16 protein-coding genes, 1 pseudogene and 1 riboswitch are annotated in these 18042 nt (G+C 48.0%); of the genes and pseudogenes, 1 reads left to right on the top strand and 16 read right to left on the bottom strand.

Annotated features, from left to right (window positions below; genetic code table 11):
- Positions 1–772: 772 nt before the first annotated feature.
- On the bottom strand, positions 773–1621 hold the full coding sequence (locus tag T525_RS14755; protein ID WP_198022659.1) for a GIY-YIG nuclease family protein: 849 nt from the start codon (positions 1619–1621) through the stop codon (positions 773–775).
- Positions 1622–1628: 7 nt separating this feature from the next.
- Positions 1629–1793: pseudogene (locus tag T525_RS15895) on the bottom strand (N-acetylmuramoyl-L-alanine amidase); the annotation flags it as partial.
- Positions 1794–1980: 187 nt separating this feature from the next.
- On the opposite strand from T525_RS15895, the gene T525_RS0108170 reads away from it, so the two are divergent.
- Positions 1981–2427, top strand: coding sequence for a hypothetical protein (locus T525_RS0108170; RefSeq protein WP_027406805.1), 447 nt, complete (start codon positions 1981–1983; stop codon positions 2425–2427).
- A 120-nt stretch (positions 2428–2547) separates the two neighbouring features.
- On the opposite strand, the gene T525_RS14750 is transcribed toward T525_RS0108170, so the two are convergent.
- The 14 genes from T525_RS14750 to T525_RS0108100 form a co-directional block, all read right to left on the bottom strand.
- On the bottom strand, positions 2548–3291 hold the full coding sequence (locus tag T525_RS14750; RefSeq protein WP_051533500.1) for an N-formylglutamate amidohydrolase: 744 nt from the start codon (positions 3289–3291) through the stop codon (positions 2548–2550).
- A gap of 85 nt (positions 3292–3376) precedes the next feature.
- Positions 3377–3473: riboswitch (SAM riboswitch) on the bottom strand.
- A 92-nt stretch (positions 3474–3565) separates the two neighbouring features.
- Positions 3566–4189 carry an MBL fold metallo-hydrolase gene (locus T525_RS0108160; RefSeq protein WP_037325500.1) on the bottom strand — a complete coding sequence of 208 codons (624 nt, stop codon included), beginning with the start codon at positions 4187–4189 and terminating at the stop codon, positions 3566–3568.
- Positions 4190–4242: 53 nt separating this feature from the next.
- Positions 4243–6528, bottom strand: a complete 2286-nt coding sequence (locus T525_RS0108155; RefSeq protein ID WP_084276992.1) for a bifunctional (p)ppGpp synthetase/guanosine-3',5'-bis(diphosphate) 3'-pyrophosphohydrolase — start codon at positions 6526–6528, stop codon at positions 4243–4245.
- A 166-nt stretch (positions 6529–6694) separates the two neighbouring features.
- On the bottom strand, positions 6695–8674 hold the full coding sequence (recJ, locus tag T525_RS0108150) for a single-stranded-DNA-specific exonuclease RecJ (RefSeq protein WP_027406802.1): 1980 nt from the start codon (positions 8672–8674) through the stop codon (positions 6695–6697).
- Between the two features lie 187 nt (positions 8675–8861).
- The gene (locus T525_RS0108145) at positions 8862–9359 is read right to left on the bottom strand and encodes a cob(I)yrinic acid a,c-diamide adenosyltransferase (RefSeq protein WP_027406801.1); all 498 of its coding nucleotides are present in this window, start codon (positions 9357–9359) and stop codon (positions 8862–8864) included.
- Between the two features lie 48 nt (positions 9360–9407).
- The gene (gene ndk, locus T525_RS0108140) at positions 9408–9824 is read right to left on the bottom strand and encodes a nucleoside-diphosphate kinase (RefSeq protein WP_027406800.1); all 417 of its coding nucleotides are present in this window, start codon (positions 9822–9824) and stop codon (positions 9408–9410) included.
- A gap of 42 nt (positions 9825–9866) precedes the next feature.
- Complete coding sequence (locus T525_RS0108135) at positions 9867–10391, bottom strand: gamma carbonic anhydrase family protein (RefSeq protein ID WP_027406799.1); 525 nt, start codon at positions 10389–10391, stop codon at positions 9867–9869.
- A gap of 89 nt (positions 10392–10480) precedes the next feature.
- Positions 10481–11713 (bottom strand): HD domain-containing protein, encoded by a 1233-nt coding sequence (locus tag T525_RS0108130; protein ID WP_027406798.1) that lies wholly within the window; start codon positions 11711–11713, stop codon positions 10481–10483.
- A gap of 121 nt (positions 11714–11834) precedes the next feature.
- Positions 11835–12752, bottom strand: coding sequence for a homoserine kinase (gene thrB, locus T525_RS0108125; protein ID WP_027406797.1), 918 nt, complete (start codon positions 12750–12752; stop codon positions 11835–11837).
- Between the two features lie 24 nt (positions 12753–12776).
- Complete coding sequence (locus T525_RS0108120) at positions 12777–14066, bottom strand: homoserine dehydrogenase (protein WP_027406796.1); 1290 nt, start codon at positions 14064–14066, stop codon at positions 12777–12779.
- 18 nt (positions 14067–14084) lie between these two features.
- Positions 14085–14540, bottom strand: coding sequence for an ACT domain-containing protein (locus tag T525_RS0108115; RefSeq protein ID WP_027406795.1), 456 nt, complete (start codon positions 14538–14540; stop codon positions 14085–14087).
- A gap of 166 nt (positions 14541–14706) precedes the next feature.
- The gene (gene plsY, locus T525_RS0108110) at positions 14707–15312 is read right to left on the bottom strand and encodes a glycerol-3-phosphate 1-O-acyltransferase PlsY (RefSeq protein ID WP_027406794.1); all 606 of its coding nucleotides are present in this window, start codon (positions 15310–15312) and stop codon (positions 14707–14709) included.
- A complete protein-coding gene (der, locus tag T525_RS0108105) occupies positions 15312–16643 on the bottom strand; it encodes a ribosome biogenesis GTPase Der (protein WP_027396198.1) in 1332 nt (443 codons plus the stop codon). The genes plsY and der overlap by 1 nt, the downstream gene beginning before the upstream one ends.
- Complete coding sequence (locus tag T525_RS0108100) at positions 16636–18039, bottom strand: DUF512 domain-containing protein (protein ID WP_027406793.1); 1404 nt, start codon at positions 18037–18039, stop codon at positions 16636–16638. Before T525_RS0108100 ends, der begins: the two co-directional genes overlap by 8 nt.
- Between the last annotated feature and the right edge of the window lie 3 nt (positions 18040–18042).

Below are 18042 nucleotides of genomic sequence, written 5' to 3'. Positions count from 1 at the left end.
AGCATTATTTGAAGTTTCAATGCCGCAAGCAGCATTTGGTGCCAGCGTTACTTAGCGAAGCCTTTTAATTGTTGTGGCTGAGGTTAGTAACGCTCAAGGGATAATGAGGCCGTTGGATTGGCCTCATTTTCTTCGTTGCAACATAAACTCGCCAATGTTTCTTTCTTCTATAATGGCGTTTCAATGCCGCAAGCAGCATTAGGTCGTTGCAACCAACAAATATCCTGAAGAAATATGGGTCTGATTTTGTTTCGATGCCGCAAGCAGCATTAGGTCGTTGCAACATCATCGGGAGGAAAAGAAAATGTTTACAACATTGTTTCAATGCCGCAAGCAGCATTTGGTGCCAGCAACACTTAACGAAGCCCCACAAAAAGTATAGGGCTGAGTTTAGTGATGCTCAAGGGATAATGAGGCCGTTGGATTGGCCTCATTTTCTTCGTTGCAATAAAAATCAAAAACAACAAAGAAAGACTGTAGAACATGTTTCAATGCCGCAAGCAGCATTAGGTCGTTGCAACATAATCCTGGTAAAAACCAGTGTGGTTCTTGTCAAGTTTCAATGCCGCAAGCAGTATTAGGTCGTTGCAACTGTACCCCCTGTGAACCCCCATGGATACTGGACCAAAAAAAGAAACTTTTGGAGTGAAGTGTCCTAAAAGATTTTACAGTTTTATTTATTCCACATATACCCGAAAAATCCTTCTTTTGCCAAAAAGAAAAGGAAGCGGGCAAATAACCAGCTTCCTTCCTATATGATATACACCATAAATCACAGATTACTGTACCACCTAATAAAATCCTCCTTCCGTGCCCCGTAGTTGGTGCCCTCCTTAAACCACTGGGAGAACATCAAGAACCGCTGGTTTCCAGATGTAAATTCCTCCTTCCAGTACCGCTGGCGGATTTTCTTTTTTACGTCCTCGCGGGTTTCCCCGTCCTTCAAAAGATAGAGAATAGGCAGGGCCCGATGGGTGTACTCCTTGCTTCCCTCCACGGAGCTGTAGAGCTTAAGCTGTTCATCACTGAACACATACCCCGCAGCTAGAAGGTTAATCAGGGCAGTTTTTACAAAATCACTGACGGAGAGGTTTCCTTCCGGAAGGGGCGGGGCCTTGCGCTTTCGCCTTATGTGTTCAAAGACTTCCACCCCAATAAGCTTCAGTAAAAACAGGGCTTCCTCCAGATATTTCCCCAGCTCCACCTCACGGAAGGCGCTGACCTTCTGGGGATTGCCTTTTGTGAGATTGTCCACGTAGGCGGTGCCAACCTCCTTGGCCTTTTCAATGAGCTTGGATTCAAGATAATCAATATCTGAGGCATTGAAGCTATCGTCCTTGGTGGTCATAAGGATAATATGGCTCCACCAGCCCTTGTCCGTAAGGTGCTGGCGGGTCCTTTTCTCCAAATCTCTGGCCTGTCCCACATAAACCTGTTCTTCGGAAAGGAGCAGATACACCCCGTATTTCCTGCAGTCCGCCTTGGCAATCAGATCATCAATGGACTGGCGGGGGGATGAAAACATAGCCCCGATCTGCCATGAGGTGTCCTCAATGTACATAACCCCATTTAAGTCACCATCATATAAAAGCATCTGAATAGTTTTTGCTGTAGTAATCATAGGCTCTTTACCCATTAATATTTACCCAATAATCAGTAATTCCCCTGGCTATGGCTGCGGCAAATTCCTCCTGATAATTCATCAGTAAAAGCACATCTATGTCGTTATCAATAAATGCTGTTTCCACCAGCACCGCGGGCATCTGGGTCCGCCGAAGAACGCAGAGGGCGGGGCGGGATTAATAAATACCTTAAACCAACCACCTCTCCCCTTCTGGCCTAGCGGTACTACACTTATGTTGTCGCCCATAATAAACCAATGGAAAGAACTGCCACACCATGCTATAATTTTTTCAAAGATAATAATTATTTTTATCGGTAGTGCTGAGGGACATTCAACAAAAATAGGGGGCAAATCAGATGTTAAAAAAAATACTTGTTATGATGGTACTTGCGCTGACAGTTGCATCACTTGGCAATACGAATCTGCCAATGCCTTTTGAACGCCACACCAGTATCGCCTATGCCTCTCCCTGGCAGGAGATAGATGGCATTCTGTTTTGGCACGGTGACATGAATTATCCGATTTATGACAGCGGCAATAAATTTTGCAATGGCCTGGACTTAAGCTCTGCTTATGTTGCCAATGATGACGCAAATGAGCTTATTATTAAAGTGGCCAGTGTTAATTTCAGCTTTGCAGATGATGTTGCTGTGGATTACGGCAAAGCTTCCTTTAAAGAAGACAAACGGACAGGGAAAGCTTACCTGTGCTTTGAAAATTCATCATATTGCCTCAGCACAGACCGCCAAAAACGTTTGAATGATGTTTACTATTATCTGAAATGTTACCTGCAAGTGCAATAATCTCAAATACACACATGGAACGAGTTTTTGGAACTTGCTGCCCAAAACTAATCATTAACTATCAAAGCCCGCTGATAACCAGCGGGCCTTTCTTTTTGACTGCGCAACAAGCTATTTCCTTTACTCCACTTCCGCCCCCATGATTTCAATCATGCCCTTTATAATGCGCTGAATTTCATTAAAGCGTTCACTCTTTTCACAGCCCTGTTCAAGGTAGAGGCCGCGGTTTATTTCAATCATAACGGACTGTACCCTGCTGTCCTGGCGGTAATACTTCATAGGAACCAGTGCCCCGGCGAATGGGGAGTTTATTTTTACTGACAAATTGTGGTCCTGCAGATAATTTACCATTTTATACACCATGTTAGGTGATGTGTGATAGTCATCAGTGCCAATGCAAATGTCAGGGCGGTTTGGCTGCTGGTCAGGCTCATAAGGCAGGGGCTCTGGATAAAAGGAATGGCCATCCCCAATGAGACACCTGCCATAATCGGATAGGCGCTTTTCCACCACGGCCTCCAGCTGGGCGTGATGGGGATCATAGAATGTCCTGGCCACCTCTTCCCTCTTTTCTGCAATATGTTTTCTGAATGGCTTCATTTCTGAACTGTGGGTATAATACAGCCCCATGCCCATACGGCTCATGGACTCATCCTTGTCATCACGGAATCTTTCCACGTCACATACCAGACGGCTTACCTTAAGATTCACCATTTCCGCCTCACAGTCAAAGAGCTCATTGCAGTACCAGTCTGTCATTACCAGCATTTCGTGCCCCAGAACCTCCAAATCATAGTCCGGGATATACTTCTCTGGAATGTAAAGGGATGCGTGGGGTACATGAATTACTACATTTTCTAACATTTTCATCGTCTCCTTTTGTTCTGTAAACCAAAAAGAGACGCAATGAAAAAGCCCATCGTCTTGATGGGCCCGATTTACTCTATCCTACCCATCAATCAAGCTTTAGCACCTTACCACGCTTTCACCCGTGGCAGGTTGCTGAAGGGTCATCGAGCTTGTCTCTCGCCTTCTCTTTATGGTTAAGAAATTATTATATTTTTATGTTCGCCTTTCAGGCAAACTAAGTATAGCAAAAATATATTTACAATGTCATTAAGGATGGATTAAATCATCATTAAAAGAACGGATTTGTTTCCCGCTCTATTTCCATGGTGGATGCAGGGCCATGGCCCGGGAATACCTTGGTGGCACTTGGCACTTTGGCCAGGCGGTTTCTGATGGAATTCAGTATTTCCTCTGTGCTGCCCCCAGGAAAATCAGTGCGGCCCACAGAGCCCGCAAAAAGGGTATCCCCGCTAAAGAGGGCCCCGCCACCATAGAAGCACACGCTGCCCAGAGTGTGGCCCGGGGTGCTTATTACCCGAAGGGAGCAGTCCCCAAAGGAGATATTGTCCCCATCCTTCAGGAGCACATCTGCGGCTTCCATTTCACCGGGAGCACCCACAAAGGCAGACAAATTCCGCTTGGCATCTATCAGCATATCCCCATCATATTCGTGGATAAGCACTGGCACATCCAGAGCCTTCTTAACATCCTTCAGACCGCCAATGTGGTCAAAATGGCCATGGGTCAGGGCAATAAACTTTACCTCAACCCCCATTTCCTTTATGGCAGAGAGAATCTTCTCCGGATTTCCCCCGGGATCAATCACCACTCCCGCGTTGGAATTATTGTCCTTAAGTATATAGCAATTGGCGGCCACAGGGCCCACCTCAAAGCTCTTTACAGAAAAATCCATAGGCTCTGAACCTCCCATCAGTCATTGTGATTCCGTAAGTTATTGTTATGCCATCAGTCATTGCGCTTGTCAGGATTGCTGGTCATGGCGCGGCTTACGCTGTAAACATCCTTCAGACGGCGGATTTTCGCCATAAGCTGCTCCACCTGGGAAGTGGCATGAACCTCAATGCCCATCATTATCACAGATGTTTTGTTATTTCTGTTGGTCTTGGCATTTACAGAGGAAACATTTATCTTCATCTCCTGAGGTACTGCCAAAATACTTGCCAAAATACCAGGGTTGTCATTGCAGTGAATCTCAATCTCCACAGTATAATCACGGTCAAGGCCCACATCCCAGTTAACGGCAATAACTCTGGTGGCCGCATCACTGGTAACTGACACATTCGGGCAGTCCGCCCTATGAACAGATACACCACGGCCCTTGGTAATAAAGCCAGTAATAGGGTCCCCCGGAATCGGGTTGCAGCACTTGGCAAGGCGCACCAGCATACCGCCCTCGCCCTCCACCAAAATACCATGGCTGGCCTTGGATCTTTTGGCTGAACCCTGTCCCTGTGGACGCTTCAGCTTTTCCAGCATCTCGGAAACATCCTGCGGGGTATTTTCCTTCACCAGCTTTTTGTGAAGTTCAATTAGCTTGGCAATAACGCCGCTTACAGTAACTCCACCATAGCCAATGGCCGCCAGCAGATCCTCGGAATTGTTAATATTGAACCGCAGACATACCTCATTGAGCCACTCGTCACGGAGAAGGTCCTTAGGGTCATAGCCAAGCTTCTTGCCTTCCTTCTCCAACAGCTCCTGGCCCTTGGCCACATTTTCCTCACGGCGGACCTTCTTGAACCAGCCGCGAATCTTGCTTCTGGTATCTGAAGCCGCCACAATATTGAGCCAGTCACGGCTCGGTCCCTGATTGGCCTTGTTGGTAATAATGGTAACGATATCGCCGTTTTTCAGCTTGTATTCCAATGGTACAATCTTGCCGTTTACCTTGGCCCCAACGCAGTGATGGCCCACCTCCGTATGGATTCTGTAGGCAAAGTCTATTGGAACGGAGCCCTTCGGCAAATCGATAACATCCCCCCGCGGAGTAAATACAAATACCTCATCGGAGAAAATATCCATCTTCAGAGCCTGAATGTACTCGCTCGGGTCGTTAAGCTCCTGCTGGAGATTCACCATCTGGCGCAGCCAGGACAGCTTCTTGTCATAATCGTTGGCTGCAGTGGCCCCCTTGCCGTTTTCCTTGTATTTCCAATGGGCAGCAACACCGTACTCGGAAATCTTGTGCATGGCAAAGGTGCGGATCTGAATCTCCAGCGGAAAGCCACGGGTCATAACAGTTGTATGAAGGGACTGGTAGCCGTTGGACTTTGGCATGGCAATATAATCCTTGAAACGGCCCGGAATCGGCTTCCACATGGCGTGAATAACACCCAGCACAGCGTAGCAGTCCTTTACATTCTGCACCAGCACACGGATGGCGGAAAGGTCATAAATCTCGCTTATGTCCTTGTTGTCCCGCTTCATCTTGCGGTAAATGCTGTAAAAATGCTTGGCACGGCCGCTGATTTCAGCCTTCACACCGCTTCTGATAAGCTTGGTGTGAATCTGCAAAATGGAATCCTCAATAAAGCGCTGACGCTCCTGCCGTTTTTGCTTAACCTTTTCCACAAGGTCATAGTAATGCTCCGGCTCAAGATAGCGAAGGCACAGATCCTCCAGCTCCCACTTGATGCTGGAAATACCCAGGCGGTTGGCCAGAGGTGCATAAACCTCAATGGTCTCCCGGGCAATACGCTGCTGCTTTTCCTCCTTCACAAACTTAAGTGTACGCATGTTGTGAAGACGGTCTGCCAGCTTAATTATAATTACGCGAATGTCCTTGGCCATGGCCAAAAACAGCTTGCGGTAATTCTCCGACTGCTGCTCAACCTTGGACTGGAATTTCAGCTTGCCCAATTTGGTAACGCCATCAATAAGCATGGCCACCTCGGCACCAAACATTTCCTCCATCTGGTTGATGTCGTAAATGGTGTCCTCCACCACATCGTGAAGGAGGGCCGCCGTAATGGTTACGGAGTCAATCTGAAGCTCTGTAAGTATTTTTGCCACACAAAGAGGATGAATAATATATTCCTCCCCCGAAGCCCGCTTCTGCCCCTCATGGGCTGAATGGGCCAGTTCATAAGCCTTGCGGACAAGCTCCACATCCGCATTGGGCTGGTATTTCAACAACGCATTTATAATATCATCAATAGTCACATTGGCCGTAGCACCGGCACACTCAGGAGTATAGATATCCACATTTACAGAAGTTGAATTGGCAACCATAGTTATCACCGCCATTCAATAAAACTCGGAAAAACTTTTTTCATATTATAGCATATTTTAGGCCAGTTCTATATACAAAAATAGCTATAATAGGCCATTTTATTGATTTTTCGTCAAAAATAAGGGGACGGCCATATACCATTCCCCTATTTTTAATTCTCTGAAATCAGCCGTTAAGCTGGCAAAATGTCTCTGAATCCTGTAAATTCATCTTGCCGGTGCCCTCAACTAATTGGCACACCCCGGCCTCATCCACCGTCAGCAGCCCCAACTCCTGAAAAATCTTCAGTCCATATTCAGCAGACTTGCCTTCGGCCTGTCTGCCGGACATGCGCATTCTCATGGCCAGCCATGGGGCATCACTGTAAACAGGCTTATTTTCCTCCTGACACTTTTTAAGGAACAGATACATGTCCTTTAAAAATTCCCTGTCCACGCTGATGGGCTTTTCATCCTCCAGAGGTGTATCAAGACTTCTTATTATGCATTGAAGGCTTCGGCTGCCCTCCCATTCATTAATCCCCAGCTCAAAAACCAGGTCCTGGGGCTGGGAGTTGATTTTGTCCAAATCCTCGTTCATATTAAAGGCCACAGCCTTTACATAGCGGGTGCCGTCAGTGATGCTGAAGCGCATGTGGCGGTTCTCCACCCCCATATAGGAAGCATAGGCAGCCCTTACCCCTTTGCAGCCAAAGAGAGGACTGTCATTTTTCATGCCGCATGGCTCCAAAAGAGCCAATTCATCCACCATTTCCATGGTAACATCAAGAGGGGAAATCTCCTGATCAAGCTCATAAAACGGGATATATTGCTCCGCACTCATCTGGCGTTTGGCCTCTTCCTCCATACGCCGTCTGAACTCCGGAATGTTTTCCTCTTTAATGGTAAGGCCTGCCGCCCCTTCGTGGCCGCCAAACTGCACCAGCACGTCCTTGCAGTTTTCCAGAGCCTCGTAGAGGTTAAAGCCCTCTATGCTGCGGGCAGAGCCCTTGCCAATTCCGTCCTTCAGACTGATAACCACAGCTGGCTTGTAATATTTTGAATCAAGTCCCGCCGCTGTAAGGCCAATGACGCCGTGATGCCAGCCCTCTCCTGCCACCACCAGCACCCTTGTATTATCAACATCCACACTTTTAAGCTGTTCCTCAGCCTCCAGCTGCATATCATCCTTCAGCTTTTTACGTTCCTCGTTAATGCTATTTAGCTCCAAGGCTATGGCATCTGCTTTAACACTGTCTGTTGCTGTCAGCAGGTCAACCCCCAAGGTGGCACTGCTGAGTCTTCCCGCCGCATTAATACGGGGTGCCAGCATAAATCCCACCACCATGCTGGTGACAGGCTTCCCAAGACAGCCAGCGGCCTCCAGCAAGGCTTTTATGCCCACCATATTGGAATTCTCAATGGCCTTCAGCCCAAGGCTCACAATGCGTCTGTTTTCGTTGGTGAGTGGTACTGCATCAGCCACAGTCCCCAGGGCCACCAGCTCAATGCCCCTGTCATTAAGGGGTTCACCCTTTATCCTTTGCCAAAGGGCCTGACAAAGCTTGAAGGCAATGCCCACTCCCGCCAGCTCAGGGCATGGATACTTTGAGTCCTTTCTGTGGGCATCCACCACTGCCACTGCCTCCGGAAGCTCATCCCCCGGAAGGTGATGGTCCGTTACAATAACCTCCATCCGCCCCGCCACAGCCTTTATTTCATCAACAGACTTCACGCCGCAGTCCACGGTAATAAGGAGCTCTGTCCCCCTGGCAACCAGCTTTTCCAAGGCATCTGTATGAAGGCCATAGCCCTCCGTGAGCCTTTCGGGAATATAATAATCCACCTCCACTCCCAATTCCTTGAAGGTGGTCATCAAAAGTGAGGTAGCAGTAATGCCGTCACAATCATAATCACCATATATGGTGATCTGTTCTTTATTATCAATGGCCTTCATTATGCGCTCAAGGGCCTTGTCCATATCTGGCAGCAAATAGGGATTGCAATATTCGAACCGCTCCGGGTGAAGAAATATCTCCCCCTTTTCCTTTGTATCTATACCGCGATTTATCAAAGCCCCGGCCAAAAGCTGGGATATGCCCAGCTCAGCCGCCAGCTCGGCTGTCCTTTCCCCTGAATAGGGCTTTATTCTCCACTTTTTTAACATCGAAACCAACTCCCAATTACTTTTACCTTAAAATTTTCGAGAAAACTTTCCAAAATCCTCTTTTGTGCATAACACCATTGGAGCCAGTTTTCGCAAAATCAGTATAGAAAGGGCTGCCATTCCCGTTTCTTAAACATCAAAAAGGAGCCCCACAAGGGAGCCCCTTAATCCAACCGTTCTCCTGGAGCTATCTGTTTTCCTCAAGCCGCATAAGCACAAAACACAAATCTGAAACCCTATTAATATAAAGTCTGTCGCTATCATGGACTATTTCCTGCTCCGCCAGATCCAGAATAGCCCTTTCAGCTCTCCTTATAAAGGTTCTGGCCAAATCCAGACAGGCTCCCCCCTGGGATTCCCCGGCAATCAGGAACTGACGAAGGGGGGGCAGCTTTGCCTCAATGCCGTCAATTATTGACTCCAGCTCTGCCACGTGGTCATTGGTAATAAGAGGCTCCTGATCAAGAGAAGCCAGATCAGCCATAAGCAAGCCGTTGTTTTGCTGAAGCTTCAGGATAATTCCCTTCACCTCATCATTGCTGCAAAAGGCTCTTGCCATACCAAGGGCTGAACTTACCTCATCAATTGTACCATAGGCTTTTACTCTCAGTGAATTCTTTGCAACGCGCTGTCCCGTATAAAGACCGGTGGTACCCTTATCGCCGGTTTTGGTATAAACACTCATAACCCCTTAGCCTCCTATTTTACTCATCTTATGCATATCCTATATTTATCAGTCAAAAATCTCAGGAGCACTGAAGTACAGGGAAATTTCCCTTGCTGCACTCTCAGGGGAGTCGGAAGCGTGAACTGCATTGCGGCTGCCGCTGGAAGCATAAAGCTTGCGGATAGTTCCCTCATCGGCTTCTGCAGGATTAGTCTTGCCGTTAATCTTGCGTACTTTGGCAATGGCATCCTCACCAGCCAATACCATGGCAATAATAGGTCCGGAGGTCATGAAGCCCACCAGATCATCGTAATAAGGACGGCCAATATGCTCCACATAGTGCTGGGAAGCCAGCTTCTCATCCATCTGAAGCATCTTAACAGCCAAAACCTCCAGGCCCTTTTCCTCGTAAATCTTGAAAATATCACCAATGTGATGTGCCTTCATGGCATCCGGCTTAATGAGTACCAATGTCTTTTCCATTTTGAAATAAGTCTCCTTTTAAATACCTCGGTTTTGTTGATTTCATAAATCCTTTAATCCTTCGCTATACATCTTGGCAATATCCCTGTAGGCGTCGGCGGACTCCTGAAGGGCGCTGATTTCCTCATCTGTGAGAGGGCGGATCAGCTTGGCAGGATTGCCGTATACCATAGAGTTTGGCGGGATTTTTTTGTTCTGGGGAATGAAGGAATTTGCACCGATAATGCAGTTTTCACCGATTTCGGTATAGCCCATAACTACAGTTCCCATGCCAATAAGGCAATTGTCATTTATCTTGCTGCAGTGTACCACCACATTATGGCCAATGGTAACATTGTTGCCAATAACTGTAGGGGTATCCCACATGGTGTGAATGGTGCTGTTGTCCTGAATATTGGTGTTATTGCCTATAACCACCTTGTTAATATCCCCACGGACAACGGAATTAAACCATACACTGCTGTTTTCGCCGATTTTAACATCACCGGCCACCACTGCGTTAGGCGCAACATAAACATTCTTGCCCAATTCTGGCTTTTTATCAGCTAATGCCATTACATTTCCCATAAAAATACCTCCCTCAAGATGTATCCTCATTTAATTATAACAAAGTTGTCATACATATTCCAGTATAGGGACATGATGATTTTTCTATACTAATCCTTCAGCCATTTGGTACAGGCTCTGACCCGCTGCTGCCATAGCCATTCACCCAGGGCCTTTCCCTGTACCCCCTCAGGAGCCATATTGCCATCAATGGACAAAAGCACATCCCGAAGCTCTTGGTAGTGCTCCAAAAATTTAGGCAGCTCACCATGGTCCGCCCGAATAATGTGGCAAAAATCCTCCGGGGGAAGATAGCTGGACATTTTGTGCAAAAGAAGAATCAGCTCCGTGATTTTCCCAGGCTTCTGCATCAGTGGTGCCCGCATGTGCTCCTCTATTACCAAGGTGGCTGCCCGCATCCACTGATTTGGAAACTTTGCACGCTTATTCCACTCCTTCAGGACCTCCAGCCCCTTTTTTTCGTGATCATAATGATGGGGCAGCATTTCCCGTGGGGTCACTCCCTTGCCTATATCGTGGGCCAAGCCAGCGAATACAGCCACTACGTTGTCCGTTGCAGCCGCAACCTTATCCGCCACCAGCATGGTGTGGTTGTAGGCGTCACCCTCTGGGTGAAAATCTATGGGCTGGGTCTTGCCAATAAGGGCGTAAATCTCTGGAAACAATGTCTCCAAAAGCTCTGCCCGCCTCAGCACGTTAAAGAACTCTGATGGGTGGCTGGTTTCCAGGGCCCTTTTCAGCTCCCCCAGAATTCTTTCCGGGGGCTCCCCCTTTAATTCCTCACGGCAGCCCTTCATGGCCTCAATAAGCTCCTCCGACACCCTAAACCCCAGCTGGGTTGCCTGTCTGGCCGCCCTAAGGGCCCGCACCGGGTCCTCGGAAAAATGCTCTGATATGGGGCGAAGAATACCATCCTCAATATCCTTTTTACCACCATATAAGTCCAGGATATTTCCCGAAAGTACCTCCATGGCCATGCTGTTTACTGTGGTGTCACGCCTGTAAAGGTCCTCTTCAATGGTAATATCTTCATCTGCCACTATCTCAAAGCCCGTATAGCCAGTGCCCACCTTTTTTTCCTTTCTGGCAAAGGCCACTTCGCAGCTTACGTCATCAATTTTTACAAGGAATACGGGGAAAGAGTTGCCAATAAGCTTGGAATCCGGAAAACACAGTTCGAATGTTTCCTTGGACAGACCAACCACCACATAGTCCTTGTCGTGGGGGTCCTTGCCCATGAGCCTGTCACGAACCCAGCCCCCTACTATATATAATGTGCCCCCGGCTTCCTTCACCTGCAGGGCAAATTCCTTTTCTGTCATTTATTCACCACCTCAGCCTATCACCTTTTAAAATTCGTTGCCTTGGCTGTAAATCCTGCAAAAGAACACCAAAAAACTGCCGCAACCATGTTACAGCAGTTTCAGCATCGAAATCTCTATTCTATTCAATGAGCCGGGCGCCCTCTTTGTCAATATCCAAAATCATGTAGGTGGATTCAACGTTATGTTCCTTAAAGGCTTTCTGCATTGCCTCGGCCACCTTCACCTCATTATTGGAGGCAAAGGCCATAAGACAAGGTCCAGCCCCGCTGAGGAATGCCCCAAGGGCTCCTTCCTTCCTAGCCGCCTTGAACACATCGTACATACCCGGAATAAGCTCAGCCCGATATGGCTGATGCAGTGCATCATCAAAGGCATTTCTCAGAAAATGCCTGCTGCCCTTTAAAAGAGCCGCTATCATCATAGCTGTACTGCCAATGTTAACAATGGCATCGGCCCGTTCAATCTTCGTCGGCAATACCTCTCTGGCCGCCTTGGTGGACAAAAAGAAATCAGGAACCACAACCACCATCTTGAAGCGAATCTTTGGAATAAATCGGAAGGTTTCCGGCCAGCCGTTTCTGACGGTGCTGATGGTCATGCCGCCAAAAATAGCCGGTGCCACATTGTCGGGATGGCCCTCAATGTCAGTGGCAATTTTTAGGAGGTCGCGATTCTTCAAGGGATTTCCCAAAGCCTCATTGGCCGCCTTGATGCCCCCCACAATGGCAGTGGCACTGCTGCCCAGCCCTCTGGAGAGAGGCACATTGTTGTTCATAATGATTCTGGCGCCCTTAAACTCATCTGTGCAGCCTACCCGGCGGAGCACCTTCTGAATGGAGCGCCACACGATATTGCGGGAGGTTCTGGGAATATTTTCCGCCCCCTCACCGAAAATCTCAATCTCCAGCTTCTCCTCCTTCAGGAGGGTAAGCTCCAGATCATTGTAGCAGGAACATGCTATGCCCAAAGTATCGAAGCCCGGCCCCAAATTGGCTGAGGTACCCGGAACTCTTACTTTAACTGTCCTTGCATCCATAACATTGCCCCCTAAGATAATTTATTAGTCTCCCTCAACCCGGATGATATTGCAGATTTTGTCCACAACAGGAAGACCACTTAAAAGCTCTGCAGCTTTCTTCAATTTCTCATGCTTTACCACATGGGTTACAGCCACGATTTCTGCGTGGTTGTTTACCATGCGGGTCTGAATAACGGATTTTAAGCTGACCTTGCTGTCCCCGAAGGCTGTGGCAATGGCAGCCAAAACTCCTGGCTCGTCATCCACGTGGAGACGCACGTAATATGAGGATTCTGTATCCTCCAATGGGCAGATAGGACGCTTGTTGTAACAGGTGCAGCCGGACACGGTGCGATTGCCGGTAACAATATTACGGGCCACCGCAATAATATCTGCCAAAACAGCAGAGGCTGTTGGCAAGGACCCGGCACCACGGCCGTAGAACATGGCATCCCCAATGGCATTTCCCCTAAGGAAGATGGCATTGAACACATCATTTACTGCCGCCAATGGATGGGTCTGTGGCAAAAATACAGGATGGACCCGTACATTTACACCCTTTTCCCCGTAATCCTTGGCCACAGCCAGCAATTTAATAACGTAGTCAAGCTGCTTGGCATAGGCAATATCGGCAGAGGCAATGGTGGTTATGCCCTCCACATAAACGCTGTCAAGATGGATTCTGGTATTAAAGGCAATGGAGCCCAATATGGCGGCTTTTCTGGCTGCATCCAGTCCTTCCACGTCTGCGGCGGGATTTGCCTCAGCGTAACCCTTTGACTGGGCTTCCTTCAGCACCTCATCGTAGTCGCTGCCATCCTGGGTCATCTTGGTAAGCATGTAATTTGTGGTGCCGTTTACAATGCCCATAATGGAGCTTATTTTATTACCCGTAAGACACTGCTTCAAAGGGGTAATAATAGGAATACCGCCCCCTACGCTGGCCTCAAACATGAAATCCACATTATTGGCTTCAGCCGCGGAAAACAGCTCCTCCCCGGACTGGGCCACGGCATCCTTGTTGGCAGTTACCACGTGCTTGCCTGCCTTCATGGCCTTAACCATGTATTCAATAGCTGGATGGAGTCCCCCAATGAGCTCCACCACAATGCTGATTTCCGGATCATCGATAATATCATCAATATTGTCCGTCAGCTTTATGCCTTCAAGATTTTCTCTCTTTTTGCTCAGATCCCGCACCAGCACTGTTTTGATGCCGATTTCCCGGCCCACACGCTGCTGAATATCCTGAACATTTTTCTTTAAGACTTCAACGACTCCGGAGCCTACTGTTCCGGAGCCCAACAGTCCAATCTGAATTTTATTGCCCATAAAGCCCTGTTACTCCCCTCACGCCTGAGCCTGACCAAGAACCTCTAATCTCTTTACGCCGTCAACCATGCGGAGCTTATCAAGGAGAGCCTCCAGATCAACGGACAAATTCATGGTTTCAATGGAAATGGTGGCGTTGGCCACACCCTGGAGAGGAATGCCCTGATTAATGGTAAGGACACTGCCGGAATCACTGGAAATAGTGTTAAGAACGCTGGAAAGAACCCCCTTCTTATGCTCGAGAAGGAAGGTAAGTGTAACGATCTTGTTCTGGCTTGCCTCGTAGAAAGGGAATACATAATCCTTGTACTTATAGTAAGCACTGCGGCTCAATTCCATCTTTTCAACTGCCTCGTTAATGGTTCTGGCATTGCCGCGCTTCAGCATTTCCTTTACGCGGATGGTTTTCTTTATTGCCTCTGGCAGAATCTCTTCTCTCACAAGGAAAAATCCGCTTTTCTCTTTTGATGTCATATTTTTTCCTCCGTACACTATAAGTGGATATATTTCTACATACAAGGGATATTATACACTGTATTCTCTCAGATGACAATAGTATTTTGTGTAAAAACGTAAAAATGGGTACTCACGATACACATGAATACCCATTTTGTCTACACATCAAATACATTCAGAGCCGTTATTTTGCGGCTTTTATTTTGCTCTCCGTACCATTAAGGAGACGCTCAATATTTGATTTATGACGATAGATAATGAAAACAGCTGCCAGGGCACCAAAGGCGGTGTAAACCGTTGGCATGTCGAAAATATAGGCCAAAACAGGCACCAAAGCTGCTCCCACAATTGAACCCAGGGATACATAGCGGGTTACAAAAACAATTGCCAGCCAAACAAGGAACACAATGGCTGCAACAACAGGCATCAGCATAATAAGAACGCCAAGGCCCGTGGAAACGCTTTTGCCCCCCTTGAACTTAAGGAACAGGGACCAGGAGTGGCCCACCACTGCCAAAATACCGCAAATCACTCCGTATTCAGGATGATCCAGCAATCCCCCGGCGTAGAAAATGCCCAAGCCTGCCCCCAAAAAGCCCTTCAGCATATCCAGCACAAAAATGATGATGCCCGCAGGCTTGCCAATGGTTCTCCAGGCGTTGGTGGCACCAATATTCTTGCTGCCATGCTTTCTAAGGTCAACTCCCCACACTGCCTTGCCCAAAATAAGGCCGTTTGGTATTGAACCGATTATATAGCTTAAAACACAGGCAATTATCAGCTCCATCATCAGATATCCTCCTCTTCCTTGCGGCCGCGAACAATAAGCTTCAATGGAGTACCCTCAAAGCCGAAGCTTTCACGAAGGCGGTTCTCCAAAAATCTCAGATAGGAGAAATGCATAAGCTCAGGGTCATTTACAAAGACGATAAACTTAGGCGGCCTTATATCCGCCTGGGTCATGAAGTAAATCTTCAGCTGCTTGCCCCGATGGGATGGAGGCGGATTTACGGAAACTGCATCGCGGATAAGCTCGTTCAGCACACTGGTCTGAATGCGCATGGACTGCTGATCCGCCACATACTTAACCAGCTCCACAATACGTGGAATACGCTGATGGGTCAGGGCAGAGGTATAAAGCACAGGTGCATACTGCAAAAAGCCCAGCTCATCCCGAAGGTCCTCAGTAAATCTGAGGGTGGACTTGTCATCCTTGTCTGGGAAAATATCCCACTTGTTTACGATAATTACAACGCCCTTGCCGGACTCATGGGCATAGCCCGCAATCTTCTTGTCCTGCTCCGTAATGCCCTCAAAGGCGTTAATAACCATCAGTACCACATCAGCACGGTCCACGGCACGGAGGGAACGCATTACGCTGTAGCGCTCCACTGCCTCGTCAATCTTGCCCTTGCGGCGCATGCCGGCAGTATCGATGAGCATAAACTTATTGCCGTCGGATACGAAATGGGTATCAATGGCATCTCTGGTGGTACCGGCCACATCGCTTACAATAACCCTCTCCTCACCGATAAGGGCGTTTACAATGGAGGACTTGCCCACATTTGGACGGCCAATAACCGCAATGCTGATTTCATCCTCCTCCTTTTCCTCATAATCATTCTTCGGGAAGGATTCCACCACAGCGTCCAGCAAATCTCCAAGGCCCAGGGCATTTGATGCGGAAATGCCAATCGGATCGCCAAGGCCAAGATTGTAGAACTCGTAAATATTTGCCTCCAGCTGAGGGCTGTCAATCTTGTTAATGGCCAAAACCACGGGCTTCTTGGCAGAGCGCAGCATGTGTCCCACCTCCTCGTCAGCGGAGGTGAGGCCCACACGGCCGTCTACCACAAATACTATAACATCAGCCTCCTCCATGGCAATCTTTGCCTGCTGGCGCATGGAGCGAAGAATCTGATCGCTTTCGTCAAACTCAATACCGCCGGTGTCAATCATGGTAAATGTATGGTTGAGCCATTCAGCGTCCATATATATACGGTCTCTGGTAACCCCGGGCATATCATCCACTATGGATACCCGACGCTTGCCAATCTGATTAAACAAAGTGGACTTGCCCACATTTGGGCGTCCAACGATAGCTACTATAGGCTTACTCATTGTTGTGGCCTCCTCTCTTGGTATATGCAGCATTACTCTGCCACATATAAGCAGCTGCCTCACCATCTACTCCCTGATAATTTTCAAAATCAGCAAGGGCGTTGAAATAGTCCTTGCCATCTCCCACTGTTTCCATACGTCCGTGGAACCAGCCCTTGAAATCATCCAGGGAAACATCATCCAAAAATATATTATCTCCAGCCCTGAGAGCAGACTCCGGGATTAAAATCCCGTCAAATTCCTCCCCCAAAGCGTCCATTGCACTTTTCATATCATGGGCAGTCAGCAGCCCTGATACATTTACTGTGGTTCCAAAGTGGTTATTTGGAACCGGAACTATGGTAACATCAAGGTTTTTCACAGCCAGCTCATCCGCCAGTTTTCTGAACATTGGTGCCACGGCAGTGCCCGTCATAACGGCCAGACGGATTTTTTTGTCATAGCCCTTTGGCTGATTTTGTGCATTATTACGGGCAGTGGAAAATTCCTCCATAAAATTGCGGGCCAGTCCTATACCGTTATCCAGCTGAGGAAACCCATCATAGACTTCTGCAGGGGGAACCTCTTTTCCTGCCAGAAAATAGAATTCATCCCCCAAATACACAAAGGTTCTGCCAGTGGTTTCCCGCTCCTTTTTCTGGAACTTCTCCACCTGCTCGATTACCTTCAGGGCACTTTCCCTATCAAAACCCTTTAGCGGGTAGCGGTCCTGGCGAAACTTTGTCAGTCCCACGGGCACAATGGCCATGGACAGGGCATGGGGCTTTCTTGCCAGAATATCCCTTATGGAGCGGTCCAGCTCCTCACCGTCATTAAGATCACGGCAAAGAACAATCTGGGTATGGTATTCCACATCGGCTTCCTCCAGCTTGTCCAGCTGGCTCATAAGATTGCCGGCGGTTTTACAGCGCAAAATCTGGCATCTGAGCTCCGGATTGGTACACTGGACAGAAACAAACAACGGGGACAGATGATACTGCTTTATGCGCTTAAAATCATTGTCCACCATATTGGTCATTGTCACAAAATTACCATATAAAAAGGACAGCCGATAGTCGTCATCTTTTATATTTAAAGTCTCACGCATGCCGGGAGCCACCTGGTCCACAAAGCAGAAGTAGCAGTTGTTGGCACACTTGCGTATGCCGTCAAATACTGCGGATTCAAACTCAACCCCCAGCTCCTCGTCGTAATCCTTGTCGAATTCAAACATCTCCTGGTCGCCATTTTCATGCTCAACCAGCATATCTATTTCTTCATCGGCGAAGGCAAAGCTAAGGTCTATAATGTCCCGGAGCTTCATACCATTCACTTCGATTATTTTGTCTCCCGGAACCAGCTCCAGCTCTTCAGCCAGACTGCCCGGCTCCACGGACAGTATTTTACCGTAGCCCATACA

Origin of the sequence: Anaerovibrio sp. RM50 (assembly GCF_000622005.1) — a bacterium.
Classification (GTDB): Bacteria; Bacillota; Negativicutes; order Selenomonadales; family Selenomonadaceae; genus Anaerovibrio.
The sequence above is the reverse complement of the archived record's forward strand: the minus strand, read 5'-3'. Positions and strand labels throughout refer to the sequence as shown.

Coding starts and splice junctions, on each gene's coding strand:
- T525_RS14755 (WP_198022659.1), bottom strand. CDS start 1,621: ATGATTACTACAGCAAAAACTATTCAGATGCTTTTATATGATGGTGAC.
- T525_RS0108170 (WP_027406805.1), top strand. CDS start 1,981: ATGTTAAAAAAAATACTTGTTATGATGGTACTTGCGCTGACAGTTGCA.
- T525_RS14750 (WP_051533500.1), bottom strand. CDS start 3,291: ATGTTAGAAAATGTAGTAATTCATGTACCCCACGCATCCCTTTACATT.
- T525_RS0108160 (WP_037325500.1), bottom strand. CDS start 4,189: ATGGATTTTTCTGTAAAGAGCTTTGAGGTGGGCCCTGTGGCCGCCAAT.
- T525_RS0108155 (WP_084276992.1), bottom strand. CDS start 6,528: ATGGTTGCCAATTCAACTTCTGTAAATGTGGATATCTATACTCCTGAG.
- recJ (WP_027406802.1), bottom strand. CDS start 8,674: ATGTTAAAAAAGTGGAGAATAAAGCCCTATTCAGGGGAAAGGACAGCC.
- T525_RS0108145 (WP_027406801.1), bottom strand. CDS start 9,359: ATGAGTGTTTATACCAAAACCGGCGATAAGGGTACCACCGGTCTTTAT.
- ndk (WP_027406800.1), bottom strand. CDS start 9,824: ATGGAAAAGACATTGGTACTCATTAAGCCGGATGCCATGAAGGCACAT.
- T525_RS0108135 (WP_027406799.1), bottom strand. CDS start 10,391: ATGGGAAATGTAATGGCATTAGCTGATAAAAAGCCAGAATTGGGCAAG.
- T525_RS0108130 (WP_027406798.1), bottom strand. CDS start 11,713: ATGACAGAAAAGGAATTTGCCCTGCAGGTGAAGGAAGCCGGGGGCACA.
- thrB (WP_027406797.1), bottom strand. CDS start 12,752: ATGGATGCAAGGACAGTTAAAGTAAGAGTTCCGGGTACCTCAGCCAAT.
- T525_RS0108120 (WP_027406796.1), bottom strand. CDS start 14,066: ATGGGCAATAAAATTCAGATTGGACTGTTGGGCTCCGGAACAGTAGGC.
- T525_RS0108115 (WP_027406795.1), bottom strand. CDS start 14,540: ATGACATCAAAAGAGAAAAGCGGATTTTTCCTTGTGAGAGAAGAGATT.
- plsY (WP_027406794.1), bottom strand. CDS start 15,312: ATGATGGAGCTGATAATTGCCTGTGTTTTAAGCTATATAATCGGTTCA.
- der (WP_027396198.1), bottom strand. CDS start 16,643: ATGAGTAAGCCTATAGTAGCTATCGTTGGACGCCCAAATGTGGGCAAG.
- T525_RS0108100 (WP_027406793.1), bottom strand. CDS start 18,039: ATGGGCTACGGTAAAATACTGTCCGTGGAGCCGGGCAGTCTGGCTGAA.